This window comes from Noviherbaspirillum suwonense (assembly GCF_900182955.1).
Lineage (GTDB): Bacteria > Pseudomonadota > Gammaproteobacteria > Burkholderiales > Burkholderiaceae_D > Noviherbaspirillum_A > Noviherbaspirillum_A suwonense.
This window is the reverse complement of sequence record NZ_FXUL01000012.1, coordinates 110,139-129,750: the sequence shown is the minus strand read 5'-3', so window position 1 is coordinate 129,750 and position 19,612 is coordinate 110,139. Positions and strand designations below refer to the sequence as shown.

The following is a 19,612-nucleotide window of genomic DNA, read 5'->3' as shown; positions in this document are numbered from 1 at the left end:
TCACTTCCCATGCGAGACAAGCCATGAACGACAGCATAAACCCGACGGTTCCATCCAAGCGCCATTTCCTCAAGGGCGCCTTGTCCCTGGCCACCCTTCCCTCGTTATCCGCGGCGGTGCCGGCGGCGCGCAAGGCCGGTCCGCGCGAGGGCTACTTCCCGAATGCGCTCCTCCAGACGCATGACGGCCGCACGGTGCGTTTCTACGACGACCTCGTGCGCGGAAGGACAGTGATCTTCAACATGATGTACGCGGTGTGTACCGGCGTGTGCCCGGCCACCACGGCCAACCTGATCCAGGTGCAGCAGAAACTCGGCGGCCGCGTCGGCCGGGACATATTCATGTACTCGCTGACGCTGCGCCCGGAATTCGATACGCCTGCGGCCCTGCGCGACTATGTCAAACAATACGATATCGGGCCGGGATGGACTTTCCTGACCGGGAACCCGGCCGAGATGGACCTGATCCGGCGCCGGCTGGGCTTCTATGACGTCGATCCGGCAGCCGATGCCGAACTGTCGCAGCACACGGGGATGATCCGCTTCGGCGATGAACGGCGCGATCGTTGGGCGATGTCGCCGGCCGCCAGTTCGGCAAGCCAGATCGCCCGGTCCATCCTGACCTTATAGGCGAGCCCTTGCCCTTGTGCTGCGTGCGGCAAAAATCGCGTCTTTTCCGTGTTCATGGCGGTTGGCATGGTCGGAGGATGCGAAGGAAAGGCGCGCACACCGGGGTATCCTGGCTACAAGGTGTTTGAGGAGGCAGCCCAGGCAGGCGAGAGCGAACGGCCTGTTCCCGATGGACCACGCCGGCGTCCACCTCTTCTTGAAGCCCTCGAAGCAGGCCGGGCGGGCGTTGGCAGGCACTCTGGAGGCCGGAGCCCTACCTGCTGTGCCATGATGAATCCACTGTAGTTATCCGACAGGCATGGCGGGTAATGAAAGCCGCATCAGTTGCCTGGACCGGCGAAGCGCTGCAGGCCCTGCGTGTCCATTCCGTGAAGATCTTCCTTCCGCTACAACCTTGGCGCAGCCGCGCCCATCGAACACGAAATTGATGAGTGTTCGACCGTCAATTGCAGCCGCTTTGGTTAGCCGTCCTGCGATTCAGCCCCTTGCCCTTATACTCCGGTTATTTGCTTACCTGCCGCGTTGCACGAACCGGTCCGCTACCATGCCGGCGCACCGGCATGAAGAGCGGTACGTCGCACCGCGGCTTGCCGCGCCGACCGGATTATCGGCGCAGCCGGGCGTGATATGAGCGAGGATATCTATCTGGACAAACCGACTGCCGTGGCTCGCGCTTACCGGGATCAGACCCGTGCCGTACTGCTGGCGGCACTGCTCGGCGACCTCGGCCTGCATCACTTCTATCTGCGCCGGCCATACCTCGGCCTGCTGTCCCTTGCGTTTTGCTGGACCGGGATCCCGGGCGTTCTTGCGTCGCTGGACGCGTGGCGTTACGCATTCATGCATGCCCAGGCCTGGGCGGAACGCCATAACGGCGGCAGGCTGGGCAAGCCGGTGCCGCGATGGCTGCGTCCTGCCCTGGCCCTGATGCCGATTGCCATCCTGGTCGCGATCTTCGGCATGCTGTATGCGGGCTATGACTTTTAACTGTCGGCGCCCAGCATTCCGATGCCGTCGCAGACCGTGGCGCCTCATGTCGCAGCGTCACAGGCAAGACCCTCCGCCACAATCCAGGGAGGTGCGCTGCGACTGGTAGCAACGGCCATGCTGACGGGGTGCCGGGCACTATGCGCCAACAAGGCGCTGCGCCGCCCGGCTACCTGCTGCGCGCAATTCGCTTCGTCAATGCAAGCACCGCCTGCGCCCGGTCTGCAAATGGACGGTCGATCATCTTGCCATCGACTACGATCGCGCCGCGCCCCGCTGACGAAGCCTCGTTCCAGGCTGCGACGACACGTTCGGCAAATGCGATTTCATGCTCGCGCGGACTGAATGCCGCATTGGCGACGGCGACCTGGGTCGGATGGATGCAGCTCTTCCCCTTGAAGCCGAGCCTGCGCGCATGCTCGGCCTCGATCCGAAAGCCGTCGATGTCCCGAACGGCCGCGAAAGCGCCGTCGTAGGCATCGACGCCGGCTTCCCCGGCGGCCAGACGCACGGCCAACTGTACCTGCCTGACGGCAGCCAGATCGTCGCGGTCGATGCCAAGTGGCTCGAACAGATCGCCGAATCCAAGCTGCAGGCCGATGATGCGGCGACTGGCCGCGGCGATGTCGGCGGCCAGTCGCAAGCCGCGTGGAGACTCGATATTCGCCAGGATGCGGATAGGCTGGGCAAGGCCGCGGTCGTGCTCGAGCCGGGCAAGCAGCTCGCTGACGGTGCGCACCTCGCTGGCGGACTCGACCTTCGGCAGGTTGAGCACTGCCAGACCGGGCCGGACGACGGCTTCCGCATCGGCGCTGAAATGCGCGGTCGACAGGCCGTTCACCCGCACCACGACCATCGCGGCAGAGCCAGGCAGGGCAGCTTGCCGGTCCAGGAACGCCGCTGTCAGCATGCGCGCCTAATCCTTGCAGTCATCCGTGACGGCGTCTTCCAGGTCGATCGAGATTGCGTCGGCGCCGCTTTGCAGCGCTTTCTCAAAAAGTTCCGGCCGGGACCCCGGCACGAACAGCTTGGTGCGCATGATGATGGCACGCGGCTTGGCGTCATGCATGATGAACCTCGCTTTGCAATCGGCTGTGGTTGCAAAGCATGGTGTCAGACCGGCAGCCGCGTAGACCTTCGGGACCGGTATGCCGTCCAACTCGCATGCATGCGTCCTGCATCAATCCACCATCCGCTTTTCAGCGTTTGGCTCCAGCAGGTTACGGTCGTGCACCGACGGCAGTTCGGCAAAGGGCTTGCGATATTGCGCCCACAGGCGGTGATCCTCCGGCGTGTGGAACACCTGGCTCTCCGGCATATCCGGCCACGAAGAAACGGAAAGCCATAGCCGCAGCAGATGACGTCGCTTGGACAGCTCTTTCTCGTCCTGGTAGTCGGTCCGGCCGTGAACCATGATGCGATTGTTGAGAAACTGGATGTCGCCGTCCTTAAATCCCATGTCGAGAAAGAATTCGGGCGATGCCGCAATCTTGCGCACGGTGAGCAAGGCCTCGGACTCGAGCGGCGTAAAAGGCCGCTGCCCACTTTTCTCCGCGAGCCGCGCATAGCCGGTCGGCAGATAGCAGGTGATCTCGCCATCGTCTTCATGGAAAAACGGCACCCGTTCGCTGCTGTAAGTCTTCGTGGCGCGCCGGCCGTCTTCATCGGTGCGCTTCAGGTACAGCCCCTCGCGAAGCACCGCAAGCAGGTCGGGACGATGTTCCGCCAGGTGGTTGTGAATGGCCAGCGCGCTCGAAATTCGGCTTTCTCCACCGGCGATGGCGGTGCGCAGGCACATCAGGCCGATGATGTCGCATGAATCCGTGTGCATCAGTTGTCCTCCGCCCTTGCGGTAGCCGCGGGATTTCGGCTCCAGGTCGCTGACGTCAACCACGTGACCAAGGATGTCTCCCAGATAGGACTGCACCATCGGCTTGCCGATGTAGGCGCCCAGACCGAAGTAGATCCGGGTCATGTCATCGTCAGAATATTTTTCCCGCGGCAATCCACGCAGCATCAGGAAGCCCCGTCCATTGCGCAGGCGGTCGGGCAGCGACGCCATCAATTTGCCGACGCCGTCGAGTGGAAATGTTTCGACGGTGATCTGTGGGAAATCGACTTCGCCGAGGGAAAGCAGGTGCTGCAGCGCACGATCGATTTCCCCGAGTTCTTCGGCAGAGAGTATATGGAGGCCTTCTTCTTTCCAGTCGATCTCGGGACCTTTCCAGACACCACGCGATTTGATCGGTTGGCCTAACTGATTCATCATTTTCTCCAATGTAGTTAACCGCTAGATAGATGCCTGCGCGATGCTTCGAACACGCAGATTGTGGCCCTGCCCTAGGTTTCGGCGGCCGTGCTGCTTGCCGCGGCAGACGTCGCCAGGCTGCCCTCGACAATCACGCCCTCGCCTACCAGTCTTCGATAGCTTGCCGACCCGAGCAAAGGCTCCAGCAACTCGGCGCTGTGCTGCCCCATTACCGGCGCCGCCATGCGAAAACTGCCAGGCGTGCCCTGCAGTCGGGGGACGATGTTATGCACCGGCATCAGGCCAAGCTCGTCATCCTCGATTTCCACGATGCTTTCACGCTCGATGACATAGGGGTCGTCGACAAGCTGCGCGGCATCGTAGATCGGGCCGATGGTCACGCCGGCCCGGTCGAACAGGGATAGATTTTCTGCCAGTGTTTTTTGCGAAATGAAATTCTGTACGACGAGCTCGACCTCCTCGAGATGCGCAAGGCGGGCAGCGTTGGAGCTGAACCGCTGGTCGCTGTTCATATCAGCGCGCCCGATGGCGGCGAACAGCCGTTCCGCCATCGTCTGGGTCGAAGTCGACAAGCATAGCCATTTCTTGTCCAGCGTCTGGTAGGCGTTTCGTGGCGCGGTGGTGCTCGACCGGCTGCCCGTGCGCGCCTTGACCGTGCCCGTCAACTTGAAGTTGGCGGCATGCGGTCCGAGTATGGACAGCGTTGGCTCGAACAGCGAAAGGTCGATGACCTGGCCGTCCCCATGGTTGACCCTGACATTCCAGAGCGCCGTCATCACCGCACTTGCGCCATAGAGGCCGGTAGCCATATCGCCAAGGAACATCGGCGGCAGCACCGGCTCGCGGTCGGCAAAGCCGTTCATTGCGGCAAAGCCGGAGTACCCTTCCACCAGCGTGCCGAAGCCGGGCTTGTGCCGGTAAGGGCCGGTCTGGCCCCAACCGGAAATGCGGGCAATCACCAGCCCTGGATTCAGCCGCAAGAGGACGTCCGGCCCCAGGCCCATCTCTTCCATAACGCCCGGACGGAAGCTTTCCACCAGCACGTCAGCCTGCGCCGCCAGTTGCAGGACCAGCTCGATTCCTTCAGCTCGACGAAAGTCAAGGCAAACGCTCTTCTTGTTACGCGCGTAGGCTTTCCAGAACGTCTCCAGGCCGTTGGTCCGGAACGCACGCAAGGTGTCGCCTTTCAGCGGCTCGATCTTGATGACATCCGCACCGAAATCCGCAAGCTGCAGCGTAAGCATGTTGCCGGCCACCAGGCGCGACAGATCTACGACCCGTATGCCGTGCAGTGGGCCGCGGGCATCCGGGGTGTACTCTTTTTTATGCAGCATTGTCATCAGTGTCTCCAAAGTCGTTCGCAGGTACGGATGCCCTGTGAACGGGATGGTTCGTCCCGGCGTCACCGCTTGCGGTATGCCGCCTTAATCAAACCACGCGATACAGTCTAACTAAAAATAGACATCATGTCTATTATAGAAAACGGCTATTTTGCGGGCGTGATGTTTCACAAGCGGTTGCATCGACGGCTGTTTTCCTTCATCCTCAGGCTCCTGTTTTAATGACATTCCCCCGAACTCTGCACAATGAAACACTCGCAAGCGAAATCATCCAAAACATCTGACGCCACCGCCGAAGCGGAACCAGGCGTTGCAGCAGTCAACCGCGCCCTGACCATCCTCCAGGCATTCGAACAAAGCATCGACGGCATGACGCTGACCGAATTAATGAATGCGACGGGGCTGTATCACAGTACGATCCTGCGGCTTTGCGAGTCGCTCGAACATTTCGGCTATCTGAAGCGGCTCGCTGATGGACGGTACATGCTGGGCCCGACGCCGTTTTTCCTCGGGATGCTGTACCAGGAATCATTCCGGCTGCAGGAGTACGTGCTCCCGGTGCTGCGCGAACTGGTTAGGCAAACGGAGGAAACGGCTGCGTTATACGTCAGGGAGGGCGACGAGCGTGTCTGCCTGCACCGCCTCCATCATGTCCGCAGCGTGCGCATGAACTTGCGTGAGGGGGAGCGGGTTCCTCTCGACAGGGGCGCTGCCGGCAAGGTGCTGCTGGCGTTTTCAGGGCAGCCTGGAGAAAACTTCAACAGGATACGCACCGCCGGTTACGCGGTCTCGCTCGGCGAGCGGGATTTCGAGACGGGCGCCATCGCCTGCCCGGTCTTCTCCGTCCGGCAGCAGCTTGTCGGCTCCGTGTCGCTTGGCATTCCCCTGTTTCGCTTTAACAAGAAGGCCTTCGATACGTGCCTCCCTTTTGTGATGGAAGCTGGGCGCAAGCTCACAGCCGACCTGGGAGGAAATCCTGCGATCTTCTCCCCGCCGTTCGAGAAGCTGGCCGGCGTACGAATACCGACATGAGCACTGCGATTTTTAGTTCACGGTGATATTGCGCTCTCGAGCAAGTTTCTTCCACTTATCCACTTCTTCTCCTACGTAGGCGCCGGTCTGTTCGGGTGTCAGCGCCGTCGGTTCGGCGCCTTCCTGGGCAAACAGCGTGATCATGTCCGGCTGGACGCTCACTTCGCGAACTGCCGCATTGAGCTTCGCGATCATCGGCGATGGAGTCTTTGCCGGTGCAAACATGGCCCACCAGACATCGACCTGATAGCCAGGCACCGTGTCCGCGATCGGGGGCACGTTGGGCAGGAATTTTGATTGCTGCTGCGACGTCACCGCGACCGGTCGAATCTGCCCGGCCTTCAGTTGGCCTCCCACTGAAGCAAACGTGGTAATCATGAAGTCGATATTGCCGCCGATCATATCGGTCACCGCATTGCTGATGCCCTTGTAAGGGACATGCAGCGAGGTCGTTTTAGCGACCGAGTTGAGCAGCTCCGTGCTCATCTGGCCGATCGAACCCGGGCCGGCCGATCCATAGTTCAATGTATTCTTGCCGTCTTTTGCGACCTTCATCAAATCGCCGAACGACTTGTACGGCGTGTTGTTGCCGACGACAAGCACCATCGCGCCCTTGGCTACGAGCGCAACGGGCGCGAAAGACTTGACGGGGTCGTACGGCAGTTTGGCCTGCACGGCAGCGTTGGTCGCAAATGATGTCGATGTCAGCAGCAACGTTGCCCCGTCCGCATCCGCACGCGCCACCGCTTCCGTCCCGATTGTTCCGCCGGCGCCAGGACGGTTGTCAACGATGACATTCGTGCCGAGCCTTGCCCCGAGTTTCTGCGCGACGGCGCGCGCAAACAGATCGTTGCTCCCGCCGGCAGAAAAGGGAACGACGATCTTTATCATTTTGGGAACGCCTGCCTCCTGCGCCGCCGCAGATGAAAGATTCAACAGGGCCGGTCCCAGAACCAGCGCGAACGTACCACACACACCCAAACCGTTTCGCATCGTCTTCTCCATTTTAGACATCATGTCTGTTTTGTGAAAACAGTATAGGCAGCCGTTTTGGGTATGTCTAGTGATTCCTTAACGCGCCTTGCAGCAAAAATCGGGTCTTTTCCGGGTTCGTGGAGGTCGGCATGGGCTTAGCAGGCAAAGGAGAGCGCGCACCGAGGTATTTCGACTGGCATTTTTCCGACGGGACGATTTGGGTAGACGAGCGCAAGCGGCCCGTTCCCATAGCATCAATACCAGCGCTAGCCTTTATGCATGGCGCTTGGGTCTCACTGGGCCTGCTAACTGGAAGCACTCCGAAGACGCGTGCCTTGCCTCCGCTCGTGTCCCAAGCGCCTTGCGATAACTCGACAGGCGAAGTCGCACAATTGCAGACGTATCGGTTCCACAGGTCGTTGAAATGCTGCCGCCCCTGCTTATCCATCCCATGAAGTAAAGCTCGTCGTCGCGACCCTGGCGCAACCCGGTCTATTGACCACCGGCTATCTGCGCATTCGACTGGCAACCGAGGCCGTCTCGTAGTCGGCCCACAAGTTACCCTTGCCCTTATACTCCTAGTCCTTGGCTACCTGCCGTCGCGCACTGTTAGCTCTTTCGAGAAAAGGCCATTCCTGCAGCATCGGGTTATCGAATCGAATAGACGAATGTAAAAAATTTACGTATTTATGGCCAGCATCCGGCGTTCCCTCTTCATTAACTTTTTTGCCTCGACCGGCGACACGATGGTCCAGTTCGCGGTCAGCCTGTTTCTGGCACGGCTGCTCAGTCCGAGCGACATCGGCGTGTACTCGATGACCATCGTGTTCGTCAATATCGCCCATATTTTCCAGGGATTCGGCGTGGGAAGTTATCTCCAGAGGGAGAAGGACCTGACGCCGGAAAAGCTGCGCGCCGCGACCGGGGTGCTCTTCACGACGTCGTGGCTGATTGCTGCAGCCATGTATGCCGGAAGCGATTGGTTCGGCAGGTGGTTCAATGAGCCTCAAATGATTCCAGTGATGAAGGTGCTGGCCATTTGCTTCGCGTTCATTCCCTTTGGCGCCATTACCCATTCCCTGCTCACCCGGGAGTTTGCTGCCGGCAAACAGGCGTGGGTGACGGCAGTGAGTACGGCAGCCTCGGCAGTCACCTGTGTCAGCCTTGCCGTCATGGGGTTTGGCACGATGAGCATGGCGTGGGGGAATCTCGCCAATATCATTGCCTGTTGCCTTGCCTATATTCCACTTCGCCCGAAATACCTTCCCTGGCTGCCTTCGTTCAGGCACTGGCGCGAGGTCGTGCATTTCGGATTAAGTTCGCTGCTGACGAATTGCCTGGATTCGGTCAACAATTCGCTTCCCGATATTCTCTTGGGGAAACTCGGAAATGCCAGGCTGGTCGGTCTTTTCAGTCGGGCCAATTCAACCGTTACCATCTTTTTTCATATCGCCGGGAGTACTGCAAACTATGGGTCGGTGTCTTACATTGCGCAGGCTCACCATCGTGGGGAACCGGTCGGCGCACTACTGAGCAGGGCAACGGCTCTCCTGCTTGGCATTGCATGGCCCGCATTGGCATTGACCTATATTTTCGCCACAGAAATCATTACGGTGCTGTATGGCGAAAAATGGTTGCCTTCGGTACCTGCCATGGATGGATTGCTGGTCAGCTGCGCAATCGGGACAATCTTTAACTACTATCCTGCAGCCATGACCGCCATTGGCAGGCCATACCTGGCCGCGCTCCCGACTGCCGTCACGCTTCTTTCACGCATTGCCTTTGCTCTTGCGCTATTCGACGGCAGTATCCGGAGTTTCTCGTGGGTGATTTGCGCCGCGACTCTCGTTGCGACGCCGGTGGTCATCATCCAGCAGCGCATCTACTTCCATTACCGATTTGGCGCGATGCTGGTCGCTTTATGGCCCAGCGCCGCAGTTGCAATCATGTGCATGGCGGGCGCGGCTTTGCTGAAAGTGGTTCTCCCCGCCTCCGTTCCACCGGCCGCCGTACTTCTCCTTTCAGCCCTGCCACTCGCCTGCCTCTGGTATCTGTCGCTCCGACTGATGGGACACCCATTGACCGCCGAGATCCATAAGCTGGCGTCCGGGTTTCAGTCACGCTTCGCGTCGAGTTAACGCGAAGTCGGTCGACGAACCTCGCCAGCGCTCGGGAAGATATCTGCTAACGGCATAGAGCGCCGTTTCTTTTTGCTTGTCTTTAATGCAAGTGCAGACGCCGTTTTGATGATAACCTTCTAACGGTATTTGTTCCTTCCCTTGTCACAACGCGTCCTGATGGGTAACCGGCCGGTATGCTAGTTTCTGAAGATCAACTATCTCAGCACGTGTTTGTGGTATTTGCGGATGACTGGGGGCGTCACCCGTCGAGTTGCCAGCATTTGTTCCGCAGGATCATTCCGCAGGCACAAGTGATCTGGGTAAATACGATCGGGCATCGCATGCCCCGTTTCACCCAATACGACATTGGAAGGGCTGCGCAGATACTCCGCACCTGGATTCGTCCACGCGTCGCGCCTGACGGGATGCCGGCAGGACACTCGGTGATGCAAAGCGCGCACGGCCTTTCCGGGACGCTTTTGGAGGACGCGCCGCTTCCCCATGTTCTCAGCCCGCCCATGTTGCCTTCATGCGAGGGAGCGACGACACTGGCGCTCAATCAGCGCCTTCTTTCGCGCGCTGTGCACAAGGCGCTTCGTCATCTGGCCCCGGACAAACATCCGATCCTGGTGAGTACGTCGCCTACCGTTCCCGGTCTCTTTCGCGACCCCGCCTTCAAGCGCAAGGTCTATTACTGTGTGGACGATTTCACGCATTGGCACGGCATTAACGGTGAAGCCATGCGGCGCCTGGAGCAAGAAACGCTGGATGCCTGCGATCTGATGATCGCTACTTCTACGGCTATTCTTGAAACACGCTCCGCGTTCGTTGGCGCCTCGACCCTGCTGACCCATGGCGTGGACCTGGCGCACTTTTCTCGCGCTGCTCCCGATTGCTCCAGTCCGCTGGCCGCCTTGCCGCATCCGCTGGTGGGCATGTTCGGCGTGTTCGACCAGCGTGTCGACGGACAAGCGCTGAAGGCCGCCGCCCGGCTGTCCCCGCAGGCGACCTTCGTCGTTCTCGGCCCGGTCGTGGATCGGGCCCCGGGCGAATTCCGTGATGTATCCAATCTCCATTTCCTGGGCAACGTGCCCTATGCGGACCTGCCGCGTCACGTTTTTCACTTCGACCTCTGCGTCCTTCCCTATGTCGTCGACGAATCGACCCGGAACATCAATCCGCTCAAGCTCAAGGAATACCTGGCCACGGGCAAACCCGTCATCGCCTCGCCCCTGCCCGAGGCAGTCCAGCTTGCCGACTACCTTACATTGGCGGCTCCCGAGGACTTTCCGCGTGTCGTCGCGTCGGCCCTCGCCACGTTGGAAGCAGGCCCGTACAAAACCCCTGCCCGCCTACAACCGGGCCTTGAGCGCTTTCTCCAGAGCGAAAGTTGGGAAGCGAAGGCCAGGCGCTTCCTGTACCACATCATGAAGGGTCTATGACCGACCGCTTGCGCATCCTCTCCATCTCAACGATGTTCCCCAACCCGCGGATGCCGGTGCATGCCCAGTTCGTCAAGCAGCGACTGGACGCACTGTCCGCGAAAGCGGACTTGATTGTCGTCTCCCCGATCCCCTGGTTCCCGGGGGAAGGATACGTCCCGCGCTATGCCAACAGGAGCCGGATTACGTCGCAGACAAACGCGAATGCCTATCCAACCTATTTCCCGAAGTTCTTCTCCTTTCCGCGCGTGCTCAAGCCGCTCGACGGTATTTTCCTGGCCGTTGCGGTCTGGAAGTTCGTCGCAGCCCATCGCCTCAAGGACAGTATCGATGTGCTCGATTGCCACCTGGGGTTTCCGGAAGGATTTGCGGGCGCGCTGTTGTCCCGGATGCTTGGCAAGCCCTACGTCGTGACCTTGCGCGGCCATGACATCAACGATCTTCCGCGATTCCCAGTGCGGATACGCCAGGTGCTTTTTGCCCTCCGCCACAGTGCGCGCTACTTCGGCGTCGCCAGGGCGCTGGTCAACGAAGCCGTGCGGCTGGGCGCGCCGCCAGAGAAGGGATTTGCCTCCACCAATGGCGTGGATACGGCACGCTTTCGGCCCACTCCCAAGGAACACGCCCGCAAGACGCTCGGCTTGAACGGCGCCAGCCGCTATATGCTCTCGGTGTCCCACCTGGTTCCACGCAAAGGGGTGGATATCCTGTTGCAGGCCCTGGCCTTGCTGCGAACCGCAGGACATACCGACCTGTGTTTCATCGTGGTGGGGCAAGGGGGAGAAGAAGGCGACTGCGAGGCCGACCTTCGCGCGCTGGCGACCGAACTTGGAATTGCGGACGCGGTCGTTTGGGCCGGGGCCGTGCATAACACCGATCTGCATGCCTGGTACTCCGCGGCTGATGTGTTTTGCCTCGCCAGCGAGAAGGAAGGCTGGCCGAATGTCGTCCTAGAGGCGATGGCTTGCGGCACGCCGGTGGTCGCCCATCGTACCTGGGGCGTACCGGAGATCATTCCCCGGCAGGACCTGGGCATCCTGGTTGGAACCAGGGAGCCTGCGGCATTCGCTGACGCCATCGGCGTGGCATTGAACCAGGCCTGGGACCCGGACCGTCTACGGGCACACGCGCTGGAGAATACCTGGGATAAGGTGGCGGACGGACTGTTGCAGCATTTCCAGGCAGTCGCGCAGTCCGGCCGGCCCCGGTAGCCAGGAATCGATAGGCGGCGAATTTCCGGACGACAGCACGCGGTCCGTCTCGCAAGGCCAGGTCATGACGCGGGCGGCTTACTGCAATCGGCGGTCTTCATGCGCCGGCGACCGCAATGGCGGGGCAGATACCGTTTGCGGTCCGCGGCCGGGTCAGGGCTCCACGGAATGGACACGCTTCAGGCAGCGCAGCGCAAAGGTGGACCGGCTGTGGCGAATACCCGGAATCTTGTAGAGTTTCTGCCTTAGAAACCGCTCGTATCCTTCCGTCCCGGAGACTGCCACCTTGATCAGGTAATCGTATTCGCCGGTCAGGAGATAAGCCTCCATGACCTCCGGCAGCGTCGCCAGCGCATTGCCGAAACGCTCGAAAATTTCGTCGTCATGCCGCTCGAGCGTGACTTCGATGATGACGGTGTCCGGCAGGCCAAGGGCACGCTGGTCCAGTAGCGCGACATATTGGGTGATGAAGCCGGCTTCCTCCAGCGCCTTCACCCGGTTCCAACACGGCGTCGGCGACAGGTTCACCATGGCGGCGAGCTTCTGATTGCTGATGCGCCCGTCGCGGCTCAGGTTCCGCAGGATCTTACGGTCGATTTCATCCAGGCCATTTTCTTTCATATTCCGCCTTCCATTCCATGAACATACACAAGGAGAGACAAAATATCCTGAAATTGGCTATTTTGCAGGGCTTTATTTTTCGATAACGGTAATTCAGGCTATAAAACGGAAGCCTATTTCAAACCGCCTGCCGTAATATTTACCCGTGCCCACAAGGCCCCACCCGCCTGCATTCTCGCGCTGTCCTGACCATGGAATAGTGAAGATGCATCGGCTTCCTAAAAACCATTTAGGCGACTTTCCCCACGAAGCGATTGCAGCCGCAATCCTTCGCATCCAGCAGATTTTTTCGCTACCTGGTAGCGCTGGCGTCACGTGTCCCCGCGCTGTTCAATGTTTCCGGACAGCGCGGTAGCGGCACGACTTTCCGCGGCAGGGCAAGCGGGCGATGCGCTATGTTCCCGTGCGTACGGGAGCAGCGATCCCAACGAAATGAGGAAATGAGGAACGGCGGCAGATTGCGGCAGTCGAACACCTGCTGTACATCCGCTGTGTTCGAGACGTCTGAAAATGAAAACTGGCCAGCCTTGCACTTGGAAGGCGAATATCGGGAGGAAGTGCAACCCGATAAAACATCGTCGTTGCACTTCCGATTGCGGCGGTCGCCAGGCTCAGCCTGCACCGCCGCTTGGCGCCGGTTAAGCGTGGTTCATGTACACCACTTGCGTTTCCAGGTGCTCATACAAACCATGCTTGCCGTCAGCGCCGCCGATGCCGGATTTCCGTCGACCGGCATGGAAGCCCTGCATGGCCTCGAAATGCTCCCGGTTGACGTAGGTCTCGCCAAATTCCAGCTCGTTACACGCCTGCATTGCATGGTTCAGGTTGGACGTGAAGATCGAGGATGTCAGCCCGTATTCACTGTCGTTCGCATACCTGATGGCTTCCTCCAGGCTGTCGACCTTCTGGATCGGAACGACCGGGCCGAACACCTCCTGGTGCATGATATTCATGCCATGCCCACAGTTTGCCAGGACCGTCGGTTCATAGTGGTATCCCTTCTCCCGGTCGGCAATCCGCCCGCCGGTGACCAGTTCCGCTCCCTGGGCAAGCGCTCCGCGCACGAGTTCGTCAACCTTCATCAGGCCCTGGCGGTTGATGAGCGGTCCCATGTGCAGCGTGGATTCGGCCAGCGGATCGCCGTAGCGCGTGCCCTTCATATGGGCGGCGATCTTTTCCGTCAGCGCGTCCGCCACGCTGGCCTGGACGTAGATACGCTCGGCGCAGTTGCAAAGCTGGCCGGTGTTGGTGATCCGGGAGTCCCAGATGGCCTTCGCGGCAAGATCCAGGTTCGCATCCGCCAGCACGATCGCAGGCGCCTTGCCGCCGAGTTCCAGGTTCACGCGCGTGAGGTTCTGCGATGCCGCTTTCATGATCTGCGAGCCGACCGCGACACTGCCGGTGAAGCTCACCATGTTGACATCCTTGCTGCCCGACAGGCGTGCTCCCACCGATGCGCCTTTACCGCTGACAAGGTTGAAGACGCCCTTCGGTAGATCGGTTTCGGCGACCAGCTTGGCAAACTCGAACGCGTTCATCGGGGTTTCTTCGCTCGGTTTGATCACGATGGTGTTGCCGGTAATGAGCGCAGGGGCCATCTTCCGCGCCACCAGGAAGAAGGGGAAGTTCCACGGAAGGATGCCGGCGACGACGCCCAGCGGCTTGCGCAGCAGGAAAATGGTTTCGTTCGCGCGGTCGCTCGTGATGACTTCCCCTTCGATGCGCCGGCCCCATTCCGCCATGTAGTCGATGTAGTCGGCCGTGAAGTTGACTTCCACCTTCGCCAGCTCCAGGGTCTTGCCCTGCTCGGACGTGATCAGCCGGGCCAGCCGGTCCACATGCTGGCGCAGCTTGGCTGAAATGGCGCGCAGATGGCCGGCGCGCTGGATCGCGGGGAGCTTGGCCCAGCTTCGCTGCGCCGCACGTGCCGCGGCAATGGCGGCGTCGACTTCGTCGTCCGTGCTTTCCGGCACCGATCCGACCGGCTGATGGGTCGCCGGATTGAGGACCTCGATCTCTTCGCTGTGCTTCTGATCGACGAACTGGCCATCGATGAAATTCTGGTAAACCGCACTCATGATGTCTCCTTGGTCAGGTAATGGATAAACCTCTTGTGCGCCTCTGGCAGGCGCTTGTCTTGCGGACAGGTGCTCGGGCGACGCCCCGATGCCGTTCTACATGGCGCGGGGCGTCGTTCCTACTGAAGGATCCTGTGTCGACGCCTAGAGCTTGAACACGTGGATCACGCCGCCCTGTGGTACCGGCGTCTTTTGCGGCATGACCGCGTCGAACGCGCCCTGCATGCGCTGGGCGTCGACGCCCCATCCGGCCTGCACGGCGATGTACTGCTCCCCGTCGATTTCAAATGTCGACGGCACGCCGATCACGCCGGAGTTGGCGGCGAACTCCCACAGCACCTTGCCGTTCCTGGCATCGAAGGCCCGGAACTTCCGGTCGTTGGTGCCGCCGCCGAACACCAGATTTCCGCCGGTCGTCAGCAGGGGACCCCAGTTCATCGCGGGGAAGGTCTGCGTCCAGACTTTCTTGCCGGTGGCCATGTCCCATGCCTGCACCTCGCCGATATGTTTGCGGGACTCGTCAGTCAGGCGCACATGGGTGAGGATGTTGTCCAGCCCCACACCGATGTACAGTTCGCCCGGCTTGTGCTTCCCGGTCGGGATGCCGGTGATTTCCGCGCACAGGTTGTTATTGGCAGGGATGTAGAGCAGGCCGGTCTGCGGGTTGTAGGCTTCGGGCGGCCAGTCCTTGCCGCCCCAGAGCGACGGACAGAAATTCACGGTCTTGCCGGTCTGGGGGATGCGCGCCGGATCGTAGCTTGGACGGCCGGTCTTCTTGTCGATTCCCGTGAAGACGTTCTGCAGCACGAATGGCCAGGCGTCGACGAAGTCGATCTTGTTCGGCGAACGCTCGAGCCACCACAGGTAGCCGTTCCGCCCGGCATGCACCAGCGACTTGACCTTCTTCCCCTTGCGCTCGATATCGATCAGCAGCGGTGCGGAAACTTCATCCCAGTCCCATGCGTCATTCGGATGGTACTGGTGGAAGCCCTTGAGTTCGCCGCTCCGGATGTCGATGCCGATCACGGACGTCGAGAACAGGTTGTCGCCCTTGCGGGTATCCGGCATCCAGGACGCCGCATTGCCGACGCCCCAGTACGAAACCTTGGTCTCCGGGTCATAGCTGCCGGTGACCCACACCGGCCCGCCGCCCGTTTTCCAGGCGTCGTCCTTCGGCCACGTCTCCGAGCCTTTCTCGCCGGGCGCGGGGATCGTGTAGCGGCGCCAGACTTCCTTTCCGGTCTCGGCATCGAAGGCGGCAACGAAACCGCGAATGCCGTATTCGCCGCCCGAGACTCCGATCATGATCTTGCCCTCGGCCGCCAGGGGCGCCAGCGTCGAGTAGTAACCCTGCTTCCAGTCCGCCGACGCCGTCTTCCAGACTTCCTTCCCCGTCACCGCGTCCAGAGCGACGACGAATGCGTCGGTGGTGGCGATGTAGACCTTGTCCCCGTACAGCGCAACGCCGCGGTTGGTCGGATGCAGCTGCTGCAACTCTTCCGGAATCGTTTTTTTGTAGCGCCACAGTTCCTTGCCCGACTTCGCCTCGAAGGCAATGACCTGGTTATTGGGCGTCGTCACGTACATGTACCCGTTATTGACGACCGGCGGCGCCTGGTGGCCTTCGGTCATGCCGGTCGAATAGCTCCATGCCAGCTTCAGGTTCTTCACGTTCTCGGTCGTGATCTGCTTGAGCGGACTGTAGCCCCAGGACGCGTAATTGGCGCGATACATCAGCCAGTTTTGCGGCTCGGGTTGGGTGAGGCGGGCGTCCGTCACCTTGCTGTATGCCTTCAACGGCCCGCTGCTGCTCGGGGGATCGTCGGCATGCACGCTGAGCGGCACGATCAATGCGTTAACCAGCGCCAGACTGCTGAGTGTTTTATTCATCATGTCTCCTTCCTTCCATTTTTCCAGCAACGTTTAAACCGCAAGCTCTTCCGGCACGTCCATGACCAGGTGCGCCTTTGGGCGCCTGACTGGACCGTCAACCGGTCTTCTTCACGCCGGGTGTCGAACTAAAGCCGCCGGCAACGACCAGTTGATTCTTTTCGACTTTCAGCGGGAGATACGGGAGGTCCCGCGGCGCCGGCCCGGCTGCGACGGCGCCGCTTTTCAGGACATCGAATTTCGAGAAGTGGCAGAAGCACATCAGCGCATGTTCCTTGGCCACGAATTCCGTGACATCGCACCCCTGGTGCGTGCAGACGGAAGAAAACGCCAGCACGCCGTCGACCGCAAATTTTTTCGCGTCGTCGCTCAGGGATGCCGCGTCCACCTTGACGAGCGCCACCTTGTTGAGCCGCGACCCGTCCTGGGCCGTTTTACTGTCCAGGTCGTAAGGGAAAGCGAACACGGGCTTTCCATTCAGGGGGATGTCGCTTACCTGCAAGGGCACGCGCTTGTCGGCCTCATCCGCCAGAACCAGCCGATGGCCGGCCTTCGGGCGACTCGAATTCTCTTCCGCCAGTGCGATGGGAATGAAGCCGCCGCTCAGCGACGCGACAGCGAGGCTTCCCGCTGCGCGCAGGACAGTGCGCCGCTGTTCCAGACCCGTGTCCGGGACGAGGTCGCTTAATGCAGCCGTCTTCGTTTTTCGATCAGTCAAGATAGTCTCCACGTTATTAATTAGTAGAAAAACTTGCCGTCCGCCGACCCTGAACGAAAGGTAGCGGCGGCAGGCAGCCGTTCAAGCACCCTGATCGTTCCGGTTTCTTCCGACCGTTCGTCAGGCGGCGATTAATTGCTCGCGGTGCCGGGTAAGGCTGGACCCTCTGGAAAGCCCGCTTTCAGTCTTGCTTTAATGAATCAGCGCGTTTCACGTCGGTTTCGCGTCGCATTCGGGATTCTGAATTCAGAATACATTAAGTTTAGCGTTCCGACATCTCTTGTCAAGAAAATATTGGCATTGCATTCGTGCGATGGTGTGGATCTAGGAAACGGGTCCGCTGCGGCATCACGCGTCTTAACGACGCAGGTAGGCATAACCCAACGTCATTCCCTCCAGACGACGAGTCGCGCTCGCTTATCCAGCTTCCTGGCGTTGCGCGCGCTACCTCGGTGCTCTCTCTGCACTGCGAGTCACGCATGGCGACTCATGCCTGCCGGCGCTCCTCGATAAACCGGTCCCGCAAGGTGCGATGCAGAATCTTCCCGGTGGCCGTGCGCGGCATATCCTTGTCCAGCAGGAACGAGAAGGAACGCGGGATCTTGAAACGTGCGAGCCGTTCGGCGCACCACGCGGACAGTTCCTGCGTCGTCACCGACCGGTCGGGATGCAGCACGACTGCGGCATGCACCGTCTCGCCCCATTTGCTGTCCGGGATGCCGAACACCGCAACATCCTTGACGGCGGGATGCGCGCCGACTGCGCTCTCCACTTCAGACGGATAAATGTTTTCGCCGCCGCTGATGATCATGTTGCTCTTGCGATCGACCAGGTGGATATAGCCATCGGCGTCCCGGCGCGCCAGGTCGCCGACCGAACACCACGCGCCGTGAAACGACTCCGCGGTCTTTTCCGGGTTTTTCCAGTAGCCATCGTAGACGTAGGACGTACGCGAATACAGTTCACCGACGTCGCCGTCCGGCACTTCCCGGCCGGTCGGATCGAGCAGCCTGATCGCCCCGCTGCCTGCCCATTCCCGCCCGACCGACCCAAGTTTTTCGAGCTGCTCTTCCGGGCGCAAGATGGTCACCCAACCCAGTTCGGTTGCCCCATAGAGCTCGAAAAGGCGGGAGTTTTTAAAATGGTTCATGATCGCCAGCTTGGTTTCCCGCCGCGCCGGCGCGGAGGAAACCAGCAGTTTTTCCACCGAACTGACGTCGTATTTTTTCAGGACTGCCTCGGGCAGCCCGAGCATCATGATGTAATGCGTCGGCACCAGCGAGGTGAACGTGACTTTCTCGCTGGACAGCATCGCAAGCAGGTGTTCGGGATCGAAACTCTTCCTGTCCTCGATGATGATGCTGGCGCCGAGATAGATAAACGTCAGGCTGAAGTAGAGCGAGTTGGCATGGCACATGGGCATGACGATCAGTCCGCGGTCGTCGCGGCCGAACCCGAACTCGAGCGCCGTCGCAAACGCCAGCAGCGCGTTTCCCGCGTGGCTGCGTATGGCGCCCTTGGGTCGGCCGGTAGTGCCGGAGGTGTACATCAGCGCGAAGGGATCTTCAGGCGTGACCGTCACCGCGGGCGGATTGCTGCTGGCGGCGCCGAGCAGCGTTTCGTAGGCAAGCCACCCCGGCGTTTCCTGCCCTATCAGCACATAGCCGTGTTCAGCCAGCTTGAGCTGGCTGCGGATGGACGCGACGCTTTCCATCAGTGCGTCCTGCACGATCACTGCCGACGCCTCGCTGTGCTCGATGATGTAGGCAATTTCGGGGCCGGTCAGCCGGAAATTGATCGGCACTGCGACCAGGCCGGCCCGCGCCAGCCCGATGTAGATTTCCGCCCATTCGATACAGTTATAGGCCAGCAATGCCACACGGTCGCCCTTGTTGAGGCCCAGATCGAGCAGACCGTTTGCCAACTGGCATGCACGCCGGTTCCAGTCGTTAAAGGTCAGTGCCCGCGTTGAATCCTGCAGCCCTACCTTGTGCGGGCTGAGTCGGGCATGCGTGGCAACGGCGTCGGCAATCGTCAGTAAATGGTTCATTCGTGTCTCCATGAATACTGTTCTTGACTAGCGTTAACGCTGACGGGCCCGTGCGCCATGCCGTGCCCTATTTCTGAATACTGAATTCAGAGTTCGGTGAACTTATATCCCGAATTTGTGGACGCCGTCAAAACTTTTTTTGTCGATATTTGCCTTGACAAGCAGCGGAACCACTACGAGAATCAAATTGAACTCTGAATTCAGAGTTCCAAATGCATGAGGTTGCGGTCGGAATTACCCGGCCTTTCCT

General features: G+C 60.3%; 14 protein-coding genes and 1 pseudogene. 6 read left to right on the top strand and 9 right to left on the bottom strand.

From position 1 onward, the window contains the following. Positions 1-23: 23 nt before the first annotated feature. Both QOL82_RS16060 and QOL82_RS16055 read left to right on the top strand, forming a co-directional pair. Positions 24-629 carry an SCO family protein gene (locus QOL82_RS16060; RefSeq protein WP_283443303.1) on the top strand — a complete coding sequence of 202 codons (606 nt, stop codon included), beginning with the start codon at positions 24-26 and terminating at the stop codon, positions 627-629. A 627-nt stretch (positions 630-1,256) separates the two neighbouring features. Beyond that, positions 1,257-1,616: a TM2 domain-containing protein gene (locus tag QOL82_RS16055; RefSeq protein ID WP_283443302.1), complete on the top strand. Its 360-nt coding sequence runs from the start codon at positions 1,257-1,259 to the stop codon at positions 1,614-1,616. A gap of 169 nt (positions 1,617-1,785) precedes the next feature. On the opposite strand, the pseudogene QOL82_RS16050 reads toward QOL82_RS16055, so the two are convergent. From QOL82_RS16050 to QOL82_RS16040, 3 genes and pseudogenes are all read right to left on the bottom strand, one after another. Further along, a pseudogene (locus tag QOL82_RS16050) lies at positions 1,786-2,655 on the bottom strand (HpcH/HpaI aldolase/citrate lyase family protein). 141 nt (positions 2,656-2,796) lie between these two features. Continuing rightward, positions 2,797-3,882: a TauD/TfdA family dioxygenase gene (locus QOL82_RS16045; protein ID WP_283443301.1), complete on the bottom strand. Its 1,086-nt coding sequence runs from the start codon at positions 3,880-3,882 to the stop codon at positions 2,797-2,799. A gap of 74 nt (positions 3,883-3,956) precedes the next feature. Next, positions 3,957-5,225: a CaiB/BaiF CoA transferase family protein gene (locus QOL82_RS16040; RefSeq protein WP_283443300.1), complete on the bottom strand. Its 1,269-nt coding sequence runs from the start codon at positions 5,223-5,225 to the stop codon at positions 3,957-3,959. Between the two features lie 246 nt (positions 5,226-5,471). Here QOL82_RS16040 and QOL82_RS16035 point away from each other — a divergent pair, with 246 nt between their 5' ends. Next, positions 5,472-6,257, top strand: a complete 786-nt coding sequence (locus QOL82_RS16035; protein WP_283443299.1) for an IclR family transcriptional regulator — start codon at positions 5,472-5,474, stop codon at positions 6,255-6,257. A gap of 12 nt (positions 6,258-6,269) precedes the next feature. On the opposite strand, the gene QOL82_RS16030 is transcribed toward QOL82_RS16035, so the two are convergent. Continuing rightward, positions 6,270-7,262 (bottom strand): tripartite tricarboxylate transporter substrate binding protein, encoded by a 993-nt coding sequence (locus QOL82_RS16030; protein ID WP_283443298.1) that lies wholly within the window; start codon positions 7,260-7,262, stop codon positions 6,270-6,272. A gap of 659 nt (positions 7,263-7,921) precedes the next feature. Here QOL82_RS16030 and QOL82_RS16025 point away from each other — a divergent pair. From QOL82_RS16025 to QOL82_RS16015, 3 genes are all read left to right on the top strand, one after another. Next, positions 7,922-9,370 (top strand): oligosaccharide flippase family protein, encoded by a 1,449-nt coding sequence (locus QOL82_RS16025; RefSeq protein WP_283443297.1) that lies wholly within the window; start codon positions 7,922-7,924, stop codon positions 9,368-9,370. Positions 9,371-9,546: 176 nt separating this feature from the next. Then, positions 9,547-10,794 carry a glycosyltransferase gene (locus QOL82_RS16020; RefSeq protein WP_283443296.1) on the top strand — a complete coding sequence of 416 codons (1,248 nt, stop codon included), beginning with the start codon at positions 9,547-9,549 and terminating at the stop codon, positions 10,792-10,794. Continuing rightward, positions 10,791-12,005 carry a glycosyltransferase gene (locus QOL82_RS16015; protein ID WP_283443295.1) on the top strand — a complete coding sequence of 405 codons (1,215 nt, stop codon included), beginning with the start codon at positions 10,791-10,793 and terminating at the stop codon, positions 12,003-12,005. Before QOL82_RS16020 ends, QOL82_RS16015 begins: the two co-directional genes overlap by 4 nt. A 153-nt stretch (positions 12,006-12,158) precedes the next feature. Here the strand turns inward: QOL82_RS16015 and QOL82_RS16010 are convergent, their stop codons facing one another. The 5 genes from QOL82_RS16010 to QOL82_RS15990 form a co-directional block, all read right to left on the bottom strand. Beyond that, positions 12,159-12,626 (bottom strand): Lrp/AsnC family transcriptional regulator, encoded by a 468-nt coding sequence (locus tag QOL82_RS16010; protein WP_283443294.1) that lies wholly within the window; start codon positions 12,624-12,626, stop codon positions 12,159-12,161. A 638-nt stretch (positions 12,627-13,264) separates the two neighbouring features. After that, complete coding sequence (aldA, locus tag QOL82_RS16005; protein ID WP_283443293.1) at positions 13,265-14,704, bottom strand: aldehyde dehydrogenase; 1,440 nt, start codon at positions 14,702-14,704, stop codon at positions 13,265-13,267. 144 nt (positions 14,705-14,848) lie between these two features. Further along, the gene (locus QOL82_RS16000; protein ID WP_283443292.1) at positions 14,849-16,597 is read right to left on the bottom strand and encodes a methanol/ethanol family PQQ-dependent dehydrogenase; all 1,749 of its coding nucleotides are present in this window, start codon (positions 16,595-16,597) and stop codon (positions 14,849-14,851) included. Positions 16,598-16,691: 94 nt separating this feature from the next. After that, a complete protein-coding gene (locus tag QOL82_RS15995) occupies positions 16,692-17,312 on the bottom strand; it encodes a QcrA and Rieske domain-containing protein (RefSeq protein WP_283443291.1) in 621 nt (206 codons plus the stop codon). A 487-nt stretch (positions 17,313-17,799) separates the two neighbouring features. Further along, positions 17,800-19,362 carry a class I adenylate-forming enzyme family protein gene (locus QOL82_RS15990; RefSeq protein WP_283443290.1) on the bottom strand — a complete coding sequence of 521 codons (1,563 nt, stop codon included), beginning with the start codon at positions 19,360-19,362 and terminating at the stop codon, positions 17,800-17,802. Between the last annotated feature and the right edge of the window lie 250 nt (positions 19,363-19,612).